Source organism: Bacillus cereus group sp. BfR-BA-01355 (genome assembly GCF_022663675.1).
GTDB classification, from domain to species: domain Bacteria; phylum Bacillota; class Bacilli; order Bacillales; family Bacillaceae_G; genus Bacillus_A; species Bacillus_A thuringiensis_S.
This window is the reverse complement of the sequence record NZ_JAKUFY010000011.1, coordinates 27,852-45,112: the sequence shown is the minus strand read 5'-3', so window position 1 is coordinate 45,112 and position 17,261 is coordinate 27,852. Positions and strand designations below refer to the sequence as shown.

The window sequence follows — 17,261 nt, the reverse complement described above, 5'->3', positions numbered from 1 at the left end:
GATCTCTCCTTTAAAAAACTTTATAGTTTGTAAGACGTGATAATATAAAATAAGTGACGATTCCAAATAAAAAGAACCCAACATAGTAACTAAATAATAAATCAAAACGCTTCAACATTTGCCCACCTATTAATGCAAAATAAAAGGTAGTACACGACATCCAGAGTGAGTTGTATTTTGGAAAAAGGAAAATTTTCTTATTATGTTCATTAGGTGACCTTGCATAGAGAAACATCCCAATAAGCAAACTGAAAATTGTATAGAAGATAGGAACAAGTATTATTTTTGCAGAGTAATAACTATGAAAAGTAGGTCCCCTTTGTATTACTTTTCCATGATCTTCATCTGATTGGGCAGTAGGGTGGTAATTATAACTAATTGAAAAGTCTAATATAGCGCTTGAAATGTTGGTCTTTTTATTGAATTCATAAATGTTTTCGAAATTCGTATAACTTTTATTCCCCTGTATTGCCTCAGCATGAGCTGTAAAGAATAGGAGTAAGAGTGAAAAGATTCCCATTCCCATGATGCAAAAAGTAATGCTAAAGATGCTTTGTGAAATAATACTGCCAGTAAATGTACCTATACATAAAGAGACAGTATAGATAGCGATATATGTGAAAATTGCATACAGGAAATATCGATGAAACGGTTCGAAAGATTGATATTCAAAGTGAATCGTAGATTTATAAATAAAATACATAAGACCCCAATTGATTAGAAGTGATAGTACAATGAAAAATCCACCGAAAACCCACTTCGATAAAAACATATCACGTCTTTTAAATGGAAATGTCATAAGTGAATCTCCACTTTGATTACTTCGCTCCCAACCAATCAATATACAGGATAGGATAATTGTAATAATACCTAACCAAAAGCTATTAGAAGAATAAAAAGAATAATGATAGTAGAACTTTTCTTCACCTATTTTTTCTGGATGGAGAAAGAGAGACTGTTGAGTTTCTGCTGCTTGATAGTATTCGAAAGATAAAAAATAAAGCGAACTAAAGAAAAACAGTAACGCAGCATATTTCCCGCGCTTCCAATTCCACATCCACAACGCTTTATGAAACATACCCATCCTCCTCCAGTGTCGTAACGAAGACATCTTCAAGTGACATTGTTAGTTCTTCAATGAGTATAGGTTGCTCTTTATAAAACTTCTCCAGTGTTGTAGCTACATTTCCCTCAATTAAGATTGTATATACTTTTCCCGTTTGGTTTAATATTTTAATATTGCTTAAGTTTTCTAGTTTTTGAGGTAATGAGCGTTCATAGGCTACTTGGATTTTAGCAAATTGTGATTTTGCATCGTCTAGTGATGTAATAGAAGATACAGTATGTCCTTTTAAAATAATGATTGTATCTGCAATTTGTTCAACTTCATCTAAATGATGGGTAGATATGAAAATGGTAATCTCTTTTTCTGCAACTTCTCCAACGAGAAACTGTAAAATCTGTCTTTTAACGATAGGATCAAGTCCGTTTGTTGGTTCATCTAAAATAATATATTCTGCCTGTGCAGCAACAGCTAAAATGATGGCAAGCAGTGCTTTCATTCCTTTTGAATAACTACGAATTCGTTTGTTTGGTAAATTGAAACGTTCTAGTAGTTCGTAGAAATATGGTTCATCAAATGCTGTATAAACTGCTTTATAAAACTTCACGATTTCTTTTACTGTATAACCGTTCAGTATGTTAGTAGAATCCGGAACATATACGATTTTTTGTTTCGTTTCAGGATTTTTATGAATGTCGATATCCTCATATGTAACAGTTCCCTCATCTGGGTCTAAAATACCGACTATCGTTCGTAATAAAGTTGTTTTCCCCGCACCATTTCTTCCAAGTAATCCGACGATACTACCTTTTTGTAATGTGAAAGAAACATCGTCTAAAATTGTTTGATTATCAATTGTTTTCTTCAAGCTTGTCACTTTCAACATCCGTATTTCCTCCAATCTCTTTATAGTATGAATCTATCCAATCATGAATTTTATCTTTCGTAATACCAAGATAAGAGGCTTCTAATAGTAATTGATGAAATTGCTTTTCAACCATAGCGATTTTCCTTTCGTCTAATGTTGGGGTAATCGATTGGGATACAAATGTTCCTTTTCCTCGTAACGTTTCAATAATTCCTTGTCGCTCTAACTCTTGATACGCTTTACTCACTGTATTTGGATTTATAACGAGTAAAGAAGCGAGCTCGCGTACAGAAGGAAGTTTATCACTTGGAGCCAACATGTTTTTCAATACGAGTTCTTTTATATTTTGAACAATTTGTTCCCATATCGGAGTGTTGCTTCTTGGGTCAAGTTGAATATGCAAGAGCAATGTCTCCTTCCTCATATGTATTAAGTGTACTACTGTGTGTAATACACTTAATACAATATAGGGGACGAATGTATTTGTCAAATGAAAATAATAGAAAAAATTGGTATTAAAAAAAGGAAAATTGGAAAAAATAGGTCTGATATAGAATGGAGGGTTAGTCATGAAGCGAGTTTTTGGAATACTTGTTTGTTTCATGTTATTGCTTTCTGGAACTTCAGTGAGTTTTGCGCAATCTGAGAAAACGAAGCAGGAGAAAACAGAAGAAACAACGCCGAAGTTAGCGGAACAAGCGTCGTCAGCAATCGTAATTGAGCAAGATACAGGTAAAGTTTTATTTGATAAAAACCCAAATGAAAAATTACCACCTGCTAGTATGACAAAGATTATGACAATGCTTTTAATTATGGAACAAGTTGAAAAAGGAAAACTAAAACTGACCGATAAAGTTAGAGCGAGCGAACATGCAGCTTCAATGGGTGGATCGCAAATCTTTTTAGAACCTGGGGAAGAGATGACTGTAAATGAGATGTTAAAGGGTATTGCAATTGCATCTGGAAATGACGCATCTGTTGCAGTAGCTGAGCATATCGCAGGTTCAGAAGAAGGATTTGTAAATATGATGAACAAAAAGGCGAAAGATCTAGGGTTGAAAAATACACATTTTCAAAACCCAACAGGTCTTCCGGCCAAAGACCATTATTCGACAGCAAATGATATGGCTATAATGGCGAGAGAATTGATGAAGTATCCACTTATTCGTAAATACACAGGTAAGTACGAAGATTATTTACGTGAAGATACGGATAAAAAGTTTTGGCTCGTTAATACGAATAAGCTAGTACGTTTTTATCCTGGCGTAGATGGAGTAAAAACAGGTTTTACGACAGAAGCGAAATATTGTTTAACAGCATCGGCTCAAAAAAATGGCATGCGTGTCATTTCAGTTGTCATGGGAGCACCAACATCAAAAGAACGGAACAACGAAGTGACGAAGCTTCTTGACTATGCATTTGGACAATATATGACAAAGAAATTGTATACGCGCGGCGAAAAAATTAAGACAGTTCAAGTAGGAAAAGGGAAAAAAGAAAAAATAGATTTAGTTGCGTCAGATAATGTTTCTCTTCTTATGAAGAAGGGCGAGAGTATGGACAAGGTAAAACAAGAAGTAATTGCTGAAAAGAAAGTAAAAGCACCGATTAAAAAAGGTGACGCGCTTGGCACACTTGTTATTAAAAAAGATAAAGATGTTTTATTAAAACAAACAATTGTAGCAAAAGAAGATGTTGCTGCAGCGAGCTGGTGGGAGTTATTTAAAAGAAGTTTTGGGATGTTTTCAACATCAAAATAGCGGCAAATAGTTTGCCGCTTTTCTATTCGTATGCCAGTGAATAATGCTGAAAGGTTTCACTTTATGACGAAATAGTTCTTCTTTTGTCAGCAGGAAGGATTCTTATTTTATATCACGAAAATCTTTATGTATGTGAATAAGTAAAGTTTGAGCATAAGGAGGAAATCGTGTGAGTCTTTCCATGCAATTAGAAGTAAAACGTGACGTCCTATGTGTGAGACTAGAGGGTGAATTAGATCATCATACGGCTGAAGAGTTGCGAACGAAAGTAACAGATATGATTGAGACACATGGTGTTCATCATATTGTTTTGAGCCTAGAGAACTTATCGTTTATGGATAGTTCTGGTCTAGGTGTTATATTAGGCCGATATAAACACGTAAAGGGATTAGGTGGAGAAATGGTTGTTTGTGCAATTTCACCGCCTGTTAAGCGTTTATTTGAAATGTCGGGCTTATTCAAAATCGTTCGCTTAGAAGAAAGTGAAGCGCACGCGCTCGCGACGTTGGGGGTGGCATAGATGAGAAATGAAATGAACCTTCAATTTTCAGCATTAAGTCAAAATGAATCATTCGCTCGCGTTACAGTGGCGGCTTTCATTGCACAACTAGATCCAACGATGGAAGAATTAACGGAGATCAAAACAGTTGTGTCAGAAGCGGTTACAAATGCAATTATTCATGGATACGAAGGAAATGCAGAAGGTATTGTTTATATTTCTGTAATTTTGGAAGAAGCAATGGTGAAACTCACGATTCGAGATGAAGGGATTGGAATCTTTAACTTAGATGAAGCGAGACAACCCCTTTTTACAACTAAACCTGAATTAGAGCGTTCCGGAATGGGATTTACTATCATGGAAAATTTTATGGATGAAGTAGAAGTTATTTCAAACGAATCTTTCGGGACAACAATCCATTTGACAAAATACTTATCAAATAGTAACGCTCTATGCAATTAAGGAGAATAGCCTATGGACATAGAGGTCAAAAATGAGAAGAAGAAACCTCAGTTAAAGGACCACGAGCTAAAAGCGTTAATTCAAAAAAGTCAAGATGGAGATCAACAGGCGAGAGATACAATCGTTCAAAGTAATATGCGTCTCGTTTGGTCGGTTGTACAGCGGTTTCTTAATCGAGGATACGAACCAGACGATCTATTTCAAATTGGATGTATTGGGCTCTTGAAATCGGTAGATAAATTTGATTTATCTTTCGACGTGAAATTTTCAACATATGCAGTTCCAATGATTATTGGAGAAATACAACGTTTTTTACGTGATGATGGATCAGTGAAAGTTAGTAGGTCTTTAAAAGAAACAGGGAACAAAATTCGAAAGATGAGAGATGAGCTTTCGAAAGAGTTCGGAAGGGCTCCAACGATTAATGAGGTGGCAGAGGCGCTAGAACTAACGCCAGAGGAAGTTGTTCTAGCACAAGAAGCGAGCCGGGCGCCTTCATCTATACATGAAACTGTATATGAAAACGACGGTGATCCAATCACTATTTTAGATCAAATTGCAGATCAATCTGAAACGAAATGGTTCGATAAAATTGCTTTAAAAGAAGCGATTAGAGAACTAGATGAACGAGAGCGCTTAATTGTATACTTGCGTTACTATAAAGATCAAACACAGTCAGAAGTAGCAGAGCGCATAGGTATTTCGCAAGTACAAGTTTCAAGACTTGAAAAGAAAATATTAAAACAGATGAAAGATCGAATAGACGAATAATTGTCTATTCGATTTTTTTATGAAGTTAATAGGAGAGAGATGTTAATTTTCGAAAAAATTAACAGAATTTATTGATAATTTAGTTAATTTAAAATATAATCCAAGTATGAACTTGTCATAAAGGGGGGAAGGAAACATGGAAACGAGGCAACAATGGGGAACGAGAGCTGGATTTATTTTCGCAGCGGTCGGATCTGCCGTTGGATTAGGAAACATATGGCGTTTTCCTTATACAGCGTATGAAAATGGCGGCGGGGCATTCTTTTTACCGTACTTATTTGCATTATTAACGACGGGTATTTCATTGTTAGCATTTGAGTTTGCTCTTGGTCATCGTCATCGTGGCTCAGCACCACTTACATTTTTCCGTATTAGCCCGCGTGCCGAATTTATTGGATGGTGGCAAATGTGCGTAACATTTATCGTTTCAACATATTATGCAGTGATTATTGCTTGGTCTATATCGTATACATACTTTGCAATTACTGGAGCATGGGGAAAAGACACGCAATCATTTTTATTTAAAGAGTACTTACATGTTGCAGATAAGCCAGGACAATTTGGAGGACTTGTACCGGAAGTATTAATTCCGTTAGCTCTCGTTTGGATTATTGTGCTTGGCGTTGCATTTAAAGGAGTTAAAAAAGGAATCGAAGTTGTTAACCGTATATTTATTCCTTTATTAGTTGTTATGTTCCTTATTATCGTCGTTCGTGCAGTGACGATGGAAGGTGCTATGCAAGGACTAGATGCATTCTTTAAACCAGATTGGAGTCGTATTTTTGATGGGAAAGTATGGCTTGCTGCTTATGGTCAAATATTCTTTAGTTTATCTTTAGCATTTGGAATTATGATTACGTATTCTAGTTATTTACCGAAAAACTCTGATACAACAAATAATGCCTTTATTACTGGATTCGCAAACTCAGGATTTGAATTATTAGCAGGTATTGGAGTCTTTGCAGCTCTTGGATTTATGGCAAATAATATGGGAGTACCGGTTGATAAAGTAGCAAGTGCTGGCGTTGGACTTGCGTTCGTAGTATTTCCGCAAATTATTAATGAGTTGCCGATGTCACCGTTGTTTGGTGTATTATTTTTCTTATCGTTAACGGTTGCTGGAATCACATCACTTATTTCACTTGCGGAAGTATGCTTTGCCGCTGTATCTGAAAAATTCAGTTTAAGTCGTGAAAAAACCATTGGAATTATGGGAACCCTTCTCGTGTTAGTTTCTCTTGTTTTTGCAACACGTGGTGGACTTATGTTCTTAGATGTTGTCGACTATTTCGCTAATAATTTCGGATTAATTACAATTGCACTTGCGGAAGTAGTTACGATAGGGCTCATTTTACGTCGTTTACCAGTTTATCAAAATCATGCAAACTTTGTATCTGATATTAAATTAGGAACGTTTTGGAGAGTGAGTTTACTCGTTATTACTCCGCTTATGTTAGGGTATATGCTAATTGATGGTACAATCCAAAATATTAAAAAGAACTATGGAGATTATCCGACTGAGTTTGTTGTAACGTATGGTTGGTCGATAGCAGCAGCATTCCTCATAGTTGCAATAATCATTGGTCTGAAAAAATGGGATGCACAAATTCATTCGGACTCTGCCAAACTTGAAAAAGAATGGAAAGATCGAGGTGTTTCATAATGAGTGGATCAGCGATTATGATGATGGTTATTGGAATCGTAGTCATTTGGGGAGGGCTTGCATTAAGTATTGCAAACTTATTTAAGAAAAAGGCATAAGTAAAAAACATCTGCACCAAAATGGTGCAGATGTTTTTTTATGAAAAAATTGTATTAGAAAAAAATTCAATAACCATACTACAACTACGAGGAAGAGTGAAGGGGTGAATGAAAGTTGGAACAAACGATTTATATTAAAATGCGCAATCGTTTAAAAGTTTCTCCTACTTATGAAGTAAAGCTGGGCGATGTTGCTCAACTTGCCGGAGATTCTTCCGTAGTTGAGTTGTTACAAAATGAGATAGTTTACAAAATAACAGCGCATGATAAGACGCATGTTGTAATTGATGTTATGAAAGTAATTGAGATTATTCAACAGAAAGCATCTCATGTACAAATTAATTTACTCGGTTCTGGACAAACTCTTGTTGAAATTATATACGAAAAAAAGAAGGCGCATCCAGTTTTTTTCGGGCTTGTATGGCTGTTACTTTTCATTGGAGCGGCCCTTGCGATCATTTATTTCCATGAAGATGTAAGTATGCAACAAGTACATCAACGGTTATATTACATGATTACTGGAGAATTTAATGCGCAACCACTTTTATTTCAAATTCCTTATTCTTTAGGTCTTGGCTTAGGGATGGTTTTATTCTTTAATCATGTATTTCAAAAGCGAATTAATGAAGAGCCAAGTCCGCTAGAAGTTGAGATGTTTCAATATCAACAGTCGCTTGATCAATATGTAATCGTTAATGAAAACAAGGATAATATGAAACAACTTGCCGATGATTGAGTCTGGATTTGTTATTTTAATTGGTTTAGCTGGAGGGATTGCGGTAGGTAGCGGGTATGTCGCATTTTTAGCTGTACTTGGTATAATCCCCCGTTTAGCTCAATTAACGAGAAGTGGAAAGCATATTCAATATTTTGAGTGGGCAGTCATTGCAGGTACTTTAACAGGGGCTTGGTGTAGTTTGAAAAACATTACATTTCAAACATCGCAATATTGGCTCGTTATATTAGGGATATTTTGTGGCACGTTCATTGGAATGCTTGCTGCGGCATTAACAGAGGTGTTAAATGTTCTACCTATTTTAGCGAAACGAGTAGGGGTAGAGGGGAAGATTGTTGTTTTACTCATTGCTATTGTACTTGGGAAAGTAATAGGATCGTTGTTTCACTGGATTTATTTCGTAAAGTAGGAGGCAGTATATAAATGACAAGTCAGAAATTGAAGGATGATTACATAAATAAAGTGAAGGAGTATCATCCAAAGCCAAACTATTTACTAAATTGTATCAAAGCATTTCTTGTAGGTGGACTCATTTGTACAGTTGGAGAAGTATTGATGAAATTTTATATACATTATTTTCACTTCAGTGAACAAGAGGCAGGAAACCCAACTGTTGCAACGCTTGTTTTATTATCCGCGATTTTAACAGGATGTGGTGTATATGATAAAATCGGTCAATTTGCTGGAGCAGGATCAGCGGTGCCGGTGACAGGATTTGCAAATTCTATGGCGAGCGCTGCCTTAGAGCATAAGAGTGAAGGGATTGTTCTAGGGATTGCTACAAATATGTTTAAACTGGCAGGAAGTGTAATTGTATTTGGGGTTGTTGGTGCATATATCATTGGGTTAATAAGGTATACCTTTAAAGTTTTTATGTCTTAAAGGAGGGGCTAGTATGAGGTTGACCGGAAAACAAACGTGGCTATTTCAAAATGATATATATGTGAATGCAACGGGTACTGCTGTCGGTCCGAAAGAAGCTGAGGGCCCTCTTGGAAAAGATTTTGATATTTCATACGATGACTTGCATTGTGGAGAGGAAAATTGGGAGCTCGCCGAACGAAGATTAATGTCAGACTCAATTCAACAAGCAGTGCAAAAAGGGAATATAAAAACATCGCAAATTGATTTCTTTTTAGCGGGAGATTTATTAAATCAAACAGTGACAGCAAATTATGTTGCGCGTAAGTGGGGCATTCCTTTTTTAGGAATGTTTAGCGCTTGTGCGACGTCTATGGAGACTTTAGCAGTTGGCTCAGCTTTTATAGACGGTGGATTTGCAAATCGTGTCTTAGCTACAGTAAGTAGTCATAATGCAACGGCTGAAAGACAATTTCGCTATCCAACAGAGTATGGTGGGCAAAAGCCAGGGACAGCAAATTCAACTGTGACTGGTGCAGGATCTATATTAATTAGCAATGAAAAAAGTGCGATTAAAATTACGGCGGCTACAATCGGAAAAGTGCAAGATTTAGGAATCACAAATCCTTTGGATATGGGGGCAGCGATGGCTCCAGCAGCAGCTCATACAATTCAACAGCATTTTGAAGATTTAAGAAGAAGTGCCGATGATTATGATTTAATTGTTACGGGTGATTTATCAGCTGTTGGGACGCCGATTGCAAAACAACTTTTACTTGAGGAAGGTTACGATCTTGGGCATATATACAATGATTGCGGATTGATGATTTATGAATCAAGTCAAGAAGAAGTGTTTGCAGGTGGTAGTGGTTGCGCTTGTTCAGCAGTTGTCACATATGGCCATTTATTACACGAGATGCAAAAAGGGAATTTACAACGAATTTTTGTCGTTGCCACTGGCGCATTATTAAGCCCGATGATGATGCAACAGAAAGAAACGATTCCAACAATTGCACATGGTGTCGTATTTGAAAGAGTTAAAGGAGAGTGAATTGTGGATTTTATATATGCATTTCTTGTAGGTGGAGCTATTTGTGTAATTGGGCAACTATTGTTAGATTTCGCAAAGTTAACACCAGCTCATTTAATGGCAACTTTTGTAGTCATCGGAGCAATTTTAGATGGATTTGGATTGTACGATAAACTAATAAAGTTTGCAGGTGCTGGAGCAACAGTCCCTATTACAAGTTTTGGACATTCACTATTGCACGGAGCAATGCATGCAGCAGAAAAACATGGATATTTAGGAATTGGTATTGGCATGTTTAGTTTAACGTCTGCGGGCATTTCCGCAGCGATATTGTTTTCGTTTTTTATAGCACTTATATGTAAACCGAAAGGATAAATCAAATGAGACGAAGGGTTGTTTTGGTCACAGATGGAGATGAATATGCAAAGCGGACAATTGAGCTTTTAACAAAGGAATTTGGGGGAAGGTGTATTTCAGCATCACAAAGTAATCCAACCAAATTGACAGGGAAAAAAGTTGTTGAGCTTATTATGCAAACGCCATATGACCCTGTATTTGTCATGTTTGATGACAGTGGATTTATTGGAGAAGGATCTGGTGAGAAGGCTTTAAAATATGTGGCTACCCATAAACAAATTGATGTGCTCGGAATTTTAGCAGTAGCGTCTAATACGCATCATTGGGAATGGGCACGTGTAGATGTAAGTGTAGATCGGAATGGGAATTTAACCGAATACGGTGTTGATAAATTTGGACTTCCAGATGGTGAAATTGGCAGGATTAGTGGAGATACAATATATTGCTTAGACGATTTAAATGTTCCTGTCATTGTTGGAGTTGGTGATATTGGTAAAATGTGCGGGAATGATGAATGGGAGAGAGGGTCACCTATTACTAGAAAAGCGATTCAATTAATTTTGGAAAGGAGTGGTTTTTATGACGAAGCCTAAAAAGGTGGATATCCCTATATCAACTTTCATAAGTGACAATGAAAATTATTTAAAGCAGACAGTTGGACTAGGCGTTACATACGATGTTGGCATTCGTAAATTTCAAATTTTGAATAAAGAAATTGGTGTGTTATTTGTAAACGGACTTTGTGATACAAATTATATTATCCCTATTTTAGAAGAAGCGGTGGATACAAATGAGATAAGGGATGTAGAAGAAGATACAGTGAAGCTTTTAGAGAATCGCTTAATCCATCAACAAGTAAGCAAAGTGAAAACGATGGATGAGGTAATGCTCCAAGTATTATCAGGACTCATTGTGATATTTGTGGAAGGTGAAACGGAAGCGTTCGCGATCGATGTTCGTAGTTATCCAGGGCGAACACCGACAGAACCAGATACCGAAAAGGTAGTACGCGGTGCGAGGGATGGGTTTGTTGAAAATATCGTTGTAAATACAGCATTAATTCGTAGAAGAATTCGAGATCCACGTCTTCGAAATGAAATTATTCGAGTAGGAGATAGATCACAAACGGATATTTGTATTACATACGTTCAAGATGTTGCAAATCCAGACTTAGTAAAGATTATAAAACAAGAATTAAATAACATCGATGTAGATGGAATTACGATGGCGGATAAAACAGTAGAAGAATTTGTTGTAAAGCAAAGCTATAACCCATTCCCACTTATTCGATATACAGAAAGGCCAGATGTAGCAGCAAATCATCTACTAGAAGGGCATGTGTTAGTGCTCGTTGACACATCACCAAGTGCTATGATTACACCGACAACATATTTTCATCATTTACAGCATGCGGAAGAATTTAGACAAAATCCAGCTGTCGGTACATTTTTACGCTGGGTGCGCTTTTTAGGTGTTATATTCTCGTTATTTTTATTACCATTTTGGCTAGTGTTTGTATTTGATCCAACTCTTTTGCCAGCAAATCTTGCTTTTATTGGACCGACTAAGATGACGCATTTACCAATTTTATTACAGGTGTTAATGGCAGAGGTCGGACTTGAGTTTTTAAGGATGGCAGCCATTCATACTCCAACGCCGTTATCGTCTGCAGCAGGGTTAATTTCCGCTATATTAATTGGTCAAATTGCAATTGATGTAGGTTTGTTTGTGCCAGAAGTAATTTTGTATGTAGCGGTTTCGATGATTGGTGCATATGCAACACCGAGTTATGAATTAGGATTAGGGAATAAGGTTGGGAAATTGTTTGTTATTATTTTAACAGGTCTCTTCCATGAGATGGGATTTGTAATTGGTATGACGATATTAATTTTATTTTTAACGTCTATAAAAAGTTTACAAACACCTTATTTATGGCCGTTTTTACCATTTGATTGGGGCGCGTTAACAAAAATTTTACTCCGTCCAACAATGTCTAGTTTAAAAGTACGACCAAGTATTGTAAGACCTCAAAATGTAAAAAGACAAAAATAAACGGGATTATACACCCGTTTATTTTTTTTAGCAAAAATTTATTGTTTTTTAACAAAAATCACACATTTTTTGTGTACACTTAGAGTAGATATTGTGTATGGAAGGGGAAGAGGACATGATTAAATTATTTGTAAGTGATTTAGATGACACGCTCGTTTACGATGTGAATCATATGCAAAAAGAAGATGAACGTGCGCTGTGTTGGTTAGCTGAGAAAGGGACAAATATTTGTTTTGCCTCTGGCCGCTTTACACACAGAATTGATGAAGTTGTAAAAAGGTTTTCATTCCCATATTACACAACTGGCTTAAATGGAGCGACAATGTTACTTCCGGATGGGGATTTATTCCATGAATCGAGTTTTGAAAATACGGTTGCCCAGGAAATATATCGATATATACATAAAAAAGGACTAGCGGATATTGTTTGTGCAAATGAGCAGCGATATACAAAAAGGAAAAATGAACAACACCATAATTTTGAAGCGTATATGGGTGTGCATATCGCTGAAATTGAAGCGTTAGAAGAAGAGTTTGGTAAGACTGTGCACCCTGCAAAATTGTTTGTTTTTGGAGAAGAAGAGAAAATTGTGACGTTAGATCAAGAGCTACGAGATACGTTTCAAGGCGAAGCGGAAGTTTTTATATCAGGTAAACGCTATGTTGATATTATGCCAAGAGGCGTGAGTAAGGGTAGTGCTCTAAAGCGACTAATGGACCATTTGCAAATTGAAGCAAATGAAGTTGCTTGTATTGGAGATTCTTTCAATGATATTTCTATGTTTGAAGTAACCCCGCATTCATTTACTCTTCATCATGCCCATCCATATGTAAAGGAGAAAGCAAATCATATAGTGCGTTCGGTTGAAGAGGCTGTTATGAAATTACCGTTACTTGTATAAAAAAGAAGCCCGTCACTGGCGGGCTTCTTTTTTACTTGAATAAAGATTTAACAAAATCAATGATACTTGAGAAGAAATCTTTCACTTTATCTAGAAAACTTTGTCCTTCTTCAGATCCTAAAAAGGCAGAAACGTGTTCTTTTGCTTTGTTTAATTGACTACCAACTTGATTCCAATCGATATTAAGATTTTTCATTTTATCAAATAACGATACTAAGTTATCTAACTGTTCATCTGTTAATGTAATGCCTAATTGATCAGCAATTTTTTTAATTAATGAACGTAAATCTTCTGTTGTTTTTGGCTGTTCTTTTGCAATTTCTTCTTTAATTTTTGCAACAAGTTGAACTGCTTTTTCTTCACCAATTTTATCACCAAGCTGGGCTGTTTGTACCATTTCTTCATTCGCTACTTTTTTAACTTCTTCAGGAATTTGTTTATTGGACGCAGTTTCATATGCTTTCATTAATCCAGTTAAAGCTGCAGTTCCTGAAACTTTAAAAGGTGCGTTAATTTGAATTTCTGCATCTTTTACACCTGCTGTAATCAAAGCGTTAGTGTACATTGCATCTGTTACCCAGTTAATGTTCTTTGATCGTACAATAAGACCAGATCCTGGTTTAGTGTATGTAATCATAGAAGAAGAAATTGCTCTCGTACCAATTTGTGCTTTTGGAACAATGCCTTCTAGAAATTTATGTTCTTCCGCATTAGATACAGTAATAATTGTAGCATCTTTCGGTGCTTTCATTTCTTTTAACAGATCTTGTTTTTGTTGTTCGGATAAGTTCTCTCCTAGTGTAACAATTGATTCTCCCTCGATGATGTCTGCAAATGAAGCTGTTGGCATCATAAATACCGTTACAGCTAATAGCAGAGCTAATAATTTCGTTTTCACGAAAAATCGCTCCCTTTCTCTTTCTAAAATTTTCGGGCAACAAAGTTATTATAGTATATATTTCTTATTTGTCACCTAGCTTTTTCCACATTTCAAAAAAGAAGTATCTAGATTGTCGGATTCTTTTTGTTTCTAGTCATGAATGTGGTAATATAGTGCTGAGATAGTTGAAAGGAGACATATACATATGAAAACTTTAGGATACATATTAATGGAAAACGGTGAAAAAATCGACTTGGAATTTTTCCCAGAAGAAGCACCGAAAACAGTAGAAAACTTTAAAAAATTAGCAGAGCAAGGATTTTATGATGGTGTTACATTCCACCGTGTTATTCCTGGCTTCGTAAGCCAAGGTGGAGACCCAACAGGTACAGGTGCAGGTGGCCCAGGTTACTCTATTCCATGTGAAACTGATGGAAACCCTCATAGACACCTTGTCGGATCACTTTCTATGGCTCATGCTGGCCGTAACACAGGCGGTAGCCAATTCTTTGTTGTTCATGAGCCACAGCCACATTTAGATGGCGTTCATACTGTATTTGGTAAAGCAACAAGCGGTATTGAAACAGTATTAAAAATGCGTCAAGGCGATGTAATGAAAGAAGTTAAAGTTTGGGAAGAATAAGGTAAGGAAAAAGAGAGCTTTTGCTCTCTTTTTTTTACTTTTAAATGGGACGGGGTACTTCTTCTGCAGCTCATCATACAAGTAGTATTGTTGCTAAAATATATTGCTTGTGAGAACAAACCTTTAACAAATTACATAGAATACATTACATTATATGTTTCAACAAGTATTTTTTGTTATATTAATTTTGCTGCTTTAGGATAACTATTAATGAAGTGATATTGAATGATATGTTTCTTTCCATTCCATATAAAACTTTCTTTTTTTAACTCTATTTATTAAAGGAATAGTGCTGAAACATAGATTTGACTTTCTTCTTTTCGCTTTGTATGATTATCAAGTTGTTTTAGGCTCTTCTCACTCTGTTGAAAATATTGTAAAATGAATATGATATGAAAAGAGTGATTGAGGGGATTACTAGTTTGTAACTTTTGTAAGAAGGGATAAGGGTTATGTTAATTCGTTTTAAAAAAAGTTATGAAAAAATTGCAATGGGGCTTCTTTCGTTTATGCCAACTGAAAAAGATGTGAAAACATTACAATTGACAATGAAAGAATATGAAGCAAAAGATGATTGGCAATTGTATTTGTGGAAAGAGAATGAAGATTTTGTTGGAATAATGGGGATTGTAAAAAAAGAGAATCAAGTATTAGAAATTCAGCATTTGAGTGTCAACCCATCTCACCGTCATGTGGGGATTGGGACAAAGATGGTTCAAGAGTTAAAGAGTAAATTTCTTGAGTTTACAATTTGCGGAAATGAGCAAACAGCAAGTTTTTGCGAAAAATGTAAAGGGCTAGAACAAAATATACATTCGTGAAAGCAGGGATAAGTAGTTTATTATCTCTGCTTTCTTTTTTGTAATTGTTCATTTCGTTCAGTAATGACTTCTGTGCGATCACGCATAGTATGCTTGTTTATAATATATTCACTTGGGATAGCATTCAAATCTTTCCAAGGGAGGTTTTGTTTTTGACATAACTCTGTGCACTGCTTCTCTAACGATGGATCTGATAAGGGTAAAAATAAAGGTACAAAACGTTCTTTTTTATGGATAGATTGCAATCTTTCATTGAGCAAGGAAAGAAGTTGTACTTGATTAATTCCTAAACGTTGTAAAGACACACCGCTTTTTTCTAAAATTGTGATTGCGCTTTTCATCATTTTTGTAGAACCATTCCAGTTATCACGTCTTTGGTGGTATAAAGAAACTGCAATTTGAATGAGACCAACTAAGTAATGATCACGATTTCCTCGTGGTTTTGTCTTCCAGTACTCTTCTAGTATTTCGTGGCATTCAAAATAGTCGTAATCTCCTTGGAAATGAATTAAAAATTGTATGTATTCGGTAGGATACATGTTTTCTCGCCCCTATCTAACGGTTATACATATAAGTGTATCATAGAAATATGAACAATAAACGACTAGGAGATTTCCCCCTAGCCGTTATTGTTCATATTAGCAGAAGCAAGCTGCTCCTACAATAATTAGTAAAATAAACAGTACAACAAGTAATGCGAACCCACCGCTAAAACCACAATCAACGTGACCCATAGTTTTTTGACCTCCTACATTGTTCTTACTACACTGTTATCATATGAAGTGGTGGGCATGATGACATAGGCATCGGTCTATTTTTAATTAAATTTCTTAAAAAGGTTGGATAGAACATGAGTATGCTCTATACTTATGTTGTTATAGAAAAAATGTGGTGGGATGCTTTGTGCAATATAATTTTAAAGTAGAGGCTTTTGAAGGGCCTTTAGATCTATTGTTACATTTAATACATCGTTATGAAATTGATATATATAATATTCCTGTAGCAGATATTACAGAGCAATATTTATCTTATGTGCATACGATGAAAGAACTTCAATTAGATGTTGCAAGTGAGTATTTAGTAATGGCCGCAACGTTATTACAAATTAAAAGTAAAATGTTGTTGCCGAAACATGAAGAAGATGTACTTGATAACGGTGATGATTTTATAGATGATCCTCGTCAAGAATTGATGGAGAGGTTAATTGAATATAAGAAATATAAGCAAGTTGCTACTGAGTTAAAAGAAAGAGAACAAGAAAGAGCACAGCTATATACACGTCCACCAATTGACTTTACATCGTTGCAACAAGAAGAAGAGACAAGCTTGCCTCTTGATGTTACGTTATATGATATGCTAGCGGCATTTCAAAAATTAATGCGCCGTAAAAAGGCAAAAAAACCTGTAACAACACGTATTACTCGTCAAGAAATACCAATTGAACAGCGAATGACTGATATTTTAAAGCAGTTAAAAATAAAGGGTGGTCGCCAAAGTTTTTATGATTTATTTGTTGATGATGAACGTGAAATAATGGTCGTAACATTTTTAGCAGTTCTGGAACTTATGAAAAATCAACAAATCATAATTGAGCAAGAACATAATTTTGATGAAATTTTCGTATCAAGCTCTAATAAATCTGCATAGGGCAAGTATGTGAAATTGGGATAAAAACACTTTATCTCATGCTATGTTTTAATGTATCGTTTGGAACAAGAGAAAAAATATTGAACCGAACGCATTGATTGTGATTCGGTTTTTTGATGTGTATTTTTATGGGAAAATAGAAGGAAGGA

At 35.8% G+C, this 17,261-nt stretch carries 23 protein-coding genes; 17 read left to right on the top strand and 6 right to left on the bottom strand.

Annotated elements, in window-relative coordinates:
- Window positions 1-10: 10 nt before the first annotated feature.
- Genes MR167_RS05910 through MR167_RS05900 form a run of 3 tightly spaced genes read right to left on the bottom strand, consistent with a single transcriptional unit; the run spans window position 11 to window position 2,334 of the window.
- Window positions 11-1,078: an ABC transporter permease gene (locus MR167_RS05910; RefSeq protein ID WP_000468517.1), complete on the bottom strand. Its 1,068-nt coding sequence runs from the start codon at window positions 1,076-1,078 to the stop codon at window positions 11-13.
- Window positions 1,068-1,949 (bottom strand): ABC transporter ATP-binding protein, encoded by an 882-nt coding sequence (locus tag MR167_RS05905; protein ID WP_000922124.1) that lies wholly within the window; start codon window positions 1,947-1,949, stop codon window positions 1,068-1,070. The genes MR167_RS05910 and MR167_RS05905 overlap by 11 nt, the downstream gene beginning before the upstream one ends.
- On the bottom strand, window positions 1,915-2,334 hold the full coding sequence (locus MR167_RS05900; RefSeq protein ID WP_000548027.1) for a GntR family transcriptional regulator: 420 nt from the start codon (window positions 2,332-2,334) through the stop codon (window positions 1,915-1,917). Before MR167_RS05900 ends, MR167_RS05905 begins: the two co-directional genes overlap by 35 nt.
- A gap of 166 nt (window positions 2,335-2,500) precedes the next feature.
- Here MR167_RS05900 and dacF point away from each other — a divergent pair, with 166 nt between their 5' ends.
- From dacF to MR167_RS05830, 14 genes are all read left to right on the top strand, one after another.
- Window positions 2,501-3,691 (top strand): serine-type D-Ala-D-Ala carboxypeptidase DacF, encoded by a 1,191-nt coding sequence (gene dacF / locus MR167_RS05895; protein ID WP_000832002.1) that lies wholly within the window; start codon window positions 2,501-2,503, stop codon window positions 3,689-3,691.
- Between the two features lie 169 nt (window positions 3,692-3,860).
- Window positions 3,861-4,211 (top strand): anti-sigma F factor antagonist, encoded by a 351-nt coding sequence (gene spoIIAA / locus MR167_RS05890; RefSeq protein WP_000059135.1) that lies wholly within the window; start codon window positions 3,861-3,863, stop codon window positions 4,209-4,211.
- Complete coding sequence (gene spoIIAB / locus MR167_RS05885) at window positions 4,212-4,652, top strand: anti-sigma F factor (RefSeq protein ID WP_001243398.1); 441 nt, start codon at window positions 4,212-4,214, stop codon at window positions 4,650-4,652.
- Between the two features lie 12 nt (window positions 4,653-4,664).
- Entirely contained in the window at window positions 4,665-5,423 is a 759-nt protein-coding gene (gene sigF / locus MR167_RS05880) for an RNA polymerase sporulation sigma factor SigF (protein ID WP_000350729.1), read from the top strand.
- Between the two features lie 136 nt (window positions 5,424-5,559).
- Window positions 5,560-7,086 carry a sodium-dependent transporter gene (locus MR167_RS05875; RefSeq protein ID WP_000450088.1) on the top strand — a complete coding sequence of 509 codons (1,527 nt, stop codon included), beginning with the start codon at window positions 5,560-5,562 and terminating at the stop codon, window positions 7,084-7,086.
- Window positions 7,086-7,184: a methionine/alanine import family NSS transporter small subunit gene (locus tag MR167_RS05870; RefSeq protein ID WP_000016826.1), complete on the top strand. Its 99-nt coding sequence runs from the start codon at window positions 7,086-7,088 to the stop codon at window positions 7,182-7,184. The genes MR167_RS05875 and MR167_RS05870 overlap by 1 nt, the downstream gene beginning before the upstream one ends.
- Window positions 7,185-7,299: 115 nt before the next feature.
- Window positions 7,300-7,920: a stage V sporulation protein AA gene (locus MR167_RS05865; RefSeq protein WP_000438368.1), complete on the top strand. Its 621-nt coding sequence runs from the start codon at window positions 7,300-7,302 to the stop codon at window positions 7,918-7,920.
- On the top strand, window positions 7,913-8,329 hold the full coding sequence (gene spoVAB, locus MR167_RS05860; protein WP_000572938.1) for a stage V sporulation protein SpoVAB: 417 nt from the start codon (window positions 7,913-7,915) through the stop codon (window positions 8,327-8,329). Before MR167_RS05865 ends, spoVAB begins: the two co-directional genes overlap by 8 nt.
- Window positions 8,330-8,343: 14 nt before the next feature.
- Window positions 8,344-8,802 (top strand): stage V sporulation protein AC, encoded by a 459-nt coding sequence (gene spoVAC, locus MR167_RS05855; protein WP_000203809.1) that lies wholly within the window; start codon window positions 8,344-8,346, stop codon window positions 8,800-8,802.
- Window positions 8,803-8,815: 13 nt separating this feature from the next.
- Window positions 8,816-9,832, top strand: a complete 1,017-nt coding sequence (gene spoVAD, locus MR167_RS05850; RefSeq protein WP_242314174.1) for a stage V sporulation protein AD — start codon at window positions 8,816-8,818, stop codon at window positions 9,830-9,832.
- A 3-nt stretch (window positions 9,833-9,835) separates the two neighbouring features.
- Window positions 9,836-10,186 carry a stage V sporulation protein AE gene (gene spoVAE / locus MR167_RS05845; protein ID WP_000345907.1) on the top strand — a complete coding sequence of 117 codons (351 nt, stop codon included), beginning with the start codon at window positions 9,836-9,838 and terminating at the stop codon, window positions 10,184-10,186.
- 5 nt (window positions 10,187-10,191) lie between these two features.
- Window positions 10,192-10,761, top strand: a complete 570-nt coding sequence (gene spoVAEA / locus MR167_RS05840; RefSeq protein WP_001254416.1) for a stage V sporulation protein SpoVABEA — start codon at window positions 10,192-10,194, stop codon at window positions 10,759-10,761.
- Entirely contained in the window at window positions 10,748-12,220 is a 1,473-nt protein-coding gene (spoVAF, locus tag MR167_RS05835) for a spore germination protein SpoVAF (RefSeq protein WP_000165593.1), read from the top strand. Before spoVAEA ends, spoVAF begins: the two co-directional genes overlap by 14 nt.
- A gap of 97 nt (window positions 12,221-12,317) precedes the next feature.
- The gene (locus MR167_RS05830) at window positions 12,318-13,121 is read left to right on the top strand and encodes a Cof-type HAD-IIB family hydrolase (RefSeq protein ID WP_002082221.1); all 804 of its coding nucleotides are present in this window, start codon (window positions 12,318-12,320) and stop codon (window positions 13,119-13,121) included.
- 31 nt (window positions 13,122-13,152) lie between these two features.
- Here MR167_RS05830 and MR167_RS05825 read toward each other — a convergent pair whose 3' ends face one another.
- On the bottom strand, window positions 13,153-14,019 hold the full coding sequence (locus MR167_RS05825) for a DUF1002 domain-containing protein (RefSeq protein WP_016077278.1): 867 nt from the start codon (window positions 14,017-14,019) through the stop codon (window positions 13,153-13,155).
- Between the two features lie 187 nt (window positions 14,020-14,206).
- On the opposite strand from MR167_RS05825, the gene MR167_RS05820 reads away from it, so the two are divergent.
- Window positions 14,207-14,644 (top strand): peptidylprolyl isomerase, encoded by a 438-nt coding sequence (locus MR167_RS05820; protein ID WP_000853784.1) that lies wholly within the window; start codon window positions 14,207-14,209, stop codon window positions 14,642-14,644.
- Window positions 14,645-15,096: 452 nt separating this feature from the next.
- Complete coding sequence (gene ribT, locus MR167_RS05815) at window positions 15,097-15,465, top strand: GNAT family N-acetyltransferase RibT (RefSeq protein ID WP_000908401.1); 369 nt, start codon at window positions 15,097-15,099, stop codon at window positions 15,463-15,465.
- Window positions 15,466-15,485: 20 nt separating this feature from the next.
- Here the strand turns inward: ribT and MR167_RS05810 are convergent, their stop codons facing one another.
- The gene (locus MR167_RS05810) at window positions 15,486-16,004 is read right to left on the bottom strand and encodes a DUF309 domain-containing protein (protein WP_000283612.1); all 519 of its coding nucleotides are present in this window, start codon (window positions 16,002-16,004) and stop codon (window positions 15,486-15,488) included.
- 99 nt (window positions 16,005-16,103) lie between these two features.
- Window positions 16,104-16,199: a YjcZ family sporulation protein gene (locus tag MR167_RS05805; RefSeq protein ID WP_000510194.1), complete on the bottom strand. Its 96-nt coding sequence runs from the start codon at window positions 16,197-16,199 to the stop codon at window positions 16,104-16,106.
- A 169-nt stretch (window positions 16,200-16,368) separates the two neighbouring features.
- On the opposite strand from MR167_RS05805, the gene scpA reads away from it, so the two are divergent.
- Window positions 16,369-17,112 carry a segregation/condensation protein A gene (scpA, locus tag MR167_RS05800; RefSeq protein ID WP_001199753.1) on the top strand — a complete coding sequence of 248 codons (744 nt, stop codon included), beginning with the start codon at window positions 16,369-16,371 and terminating at the stop codon, window positions 17,110-17,112.
- Window positions 17,113-17,261: the final 149 nt, after the last annotated feature.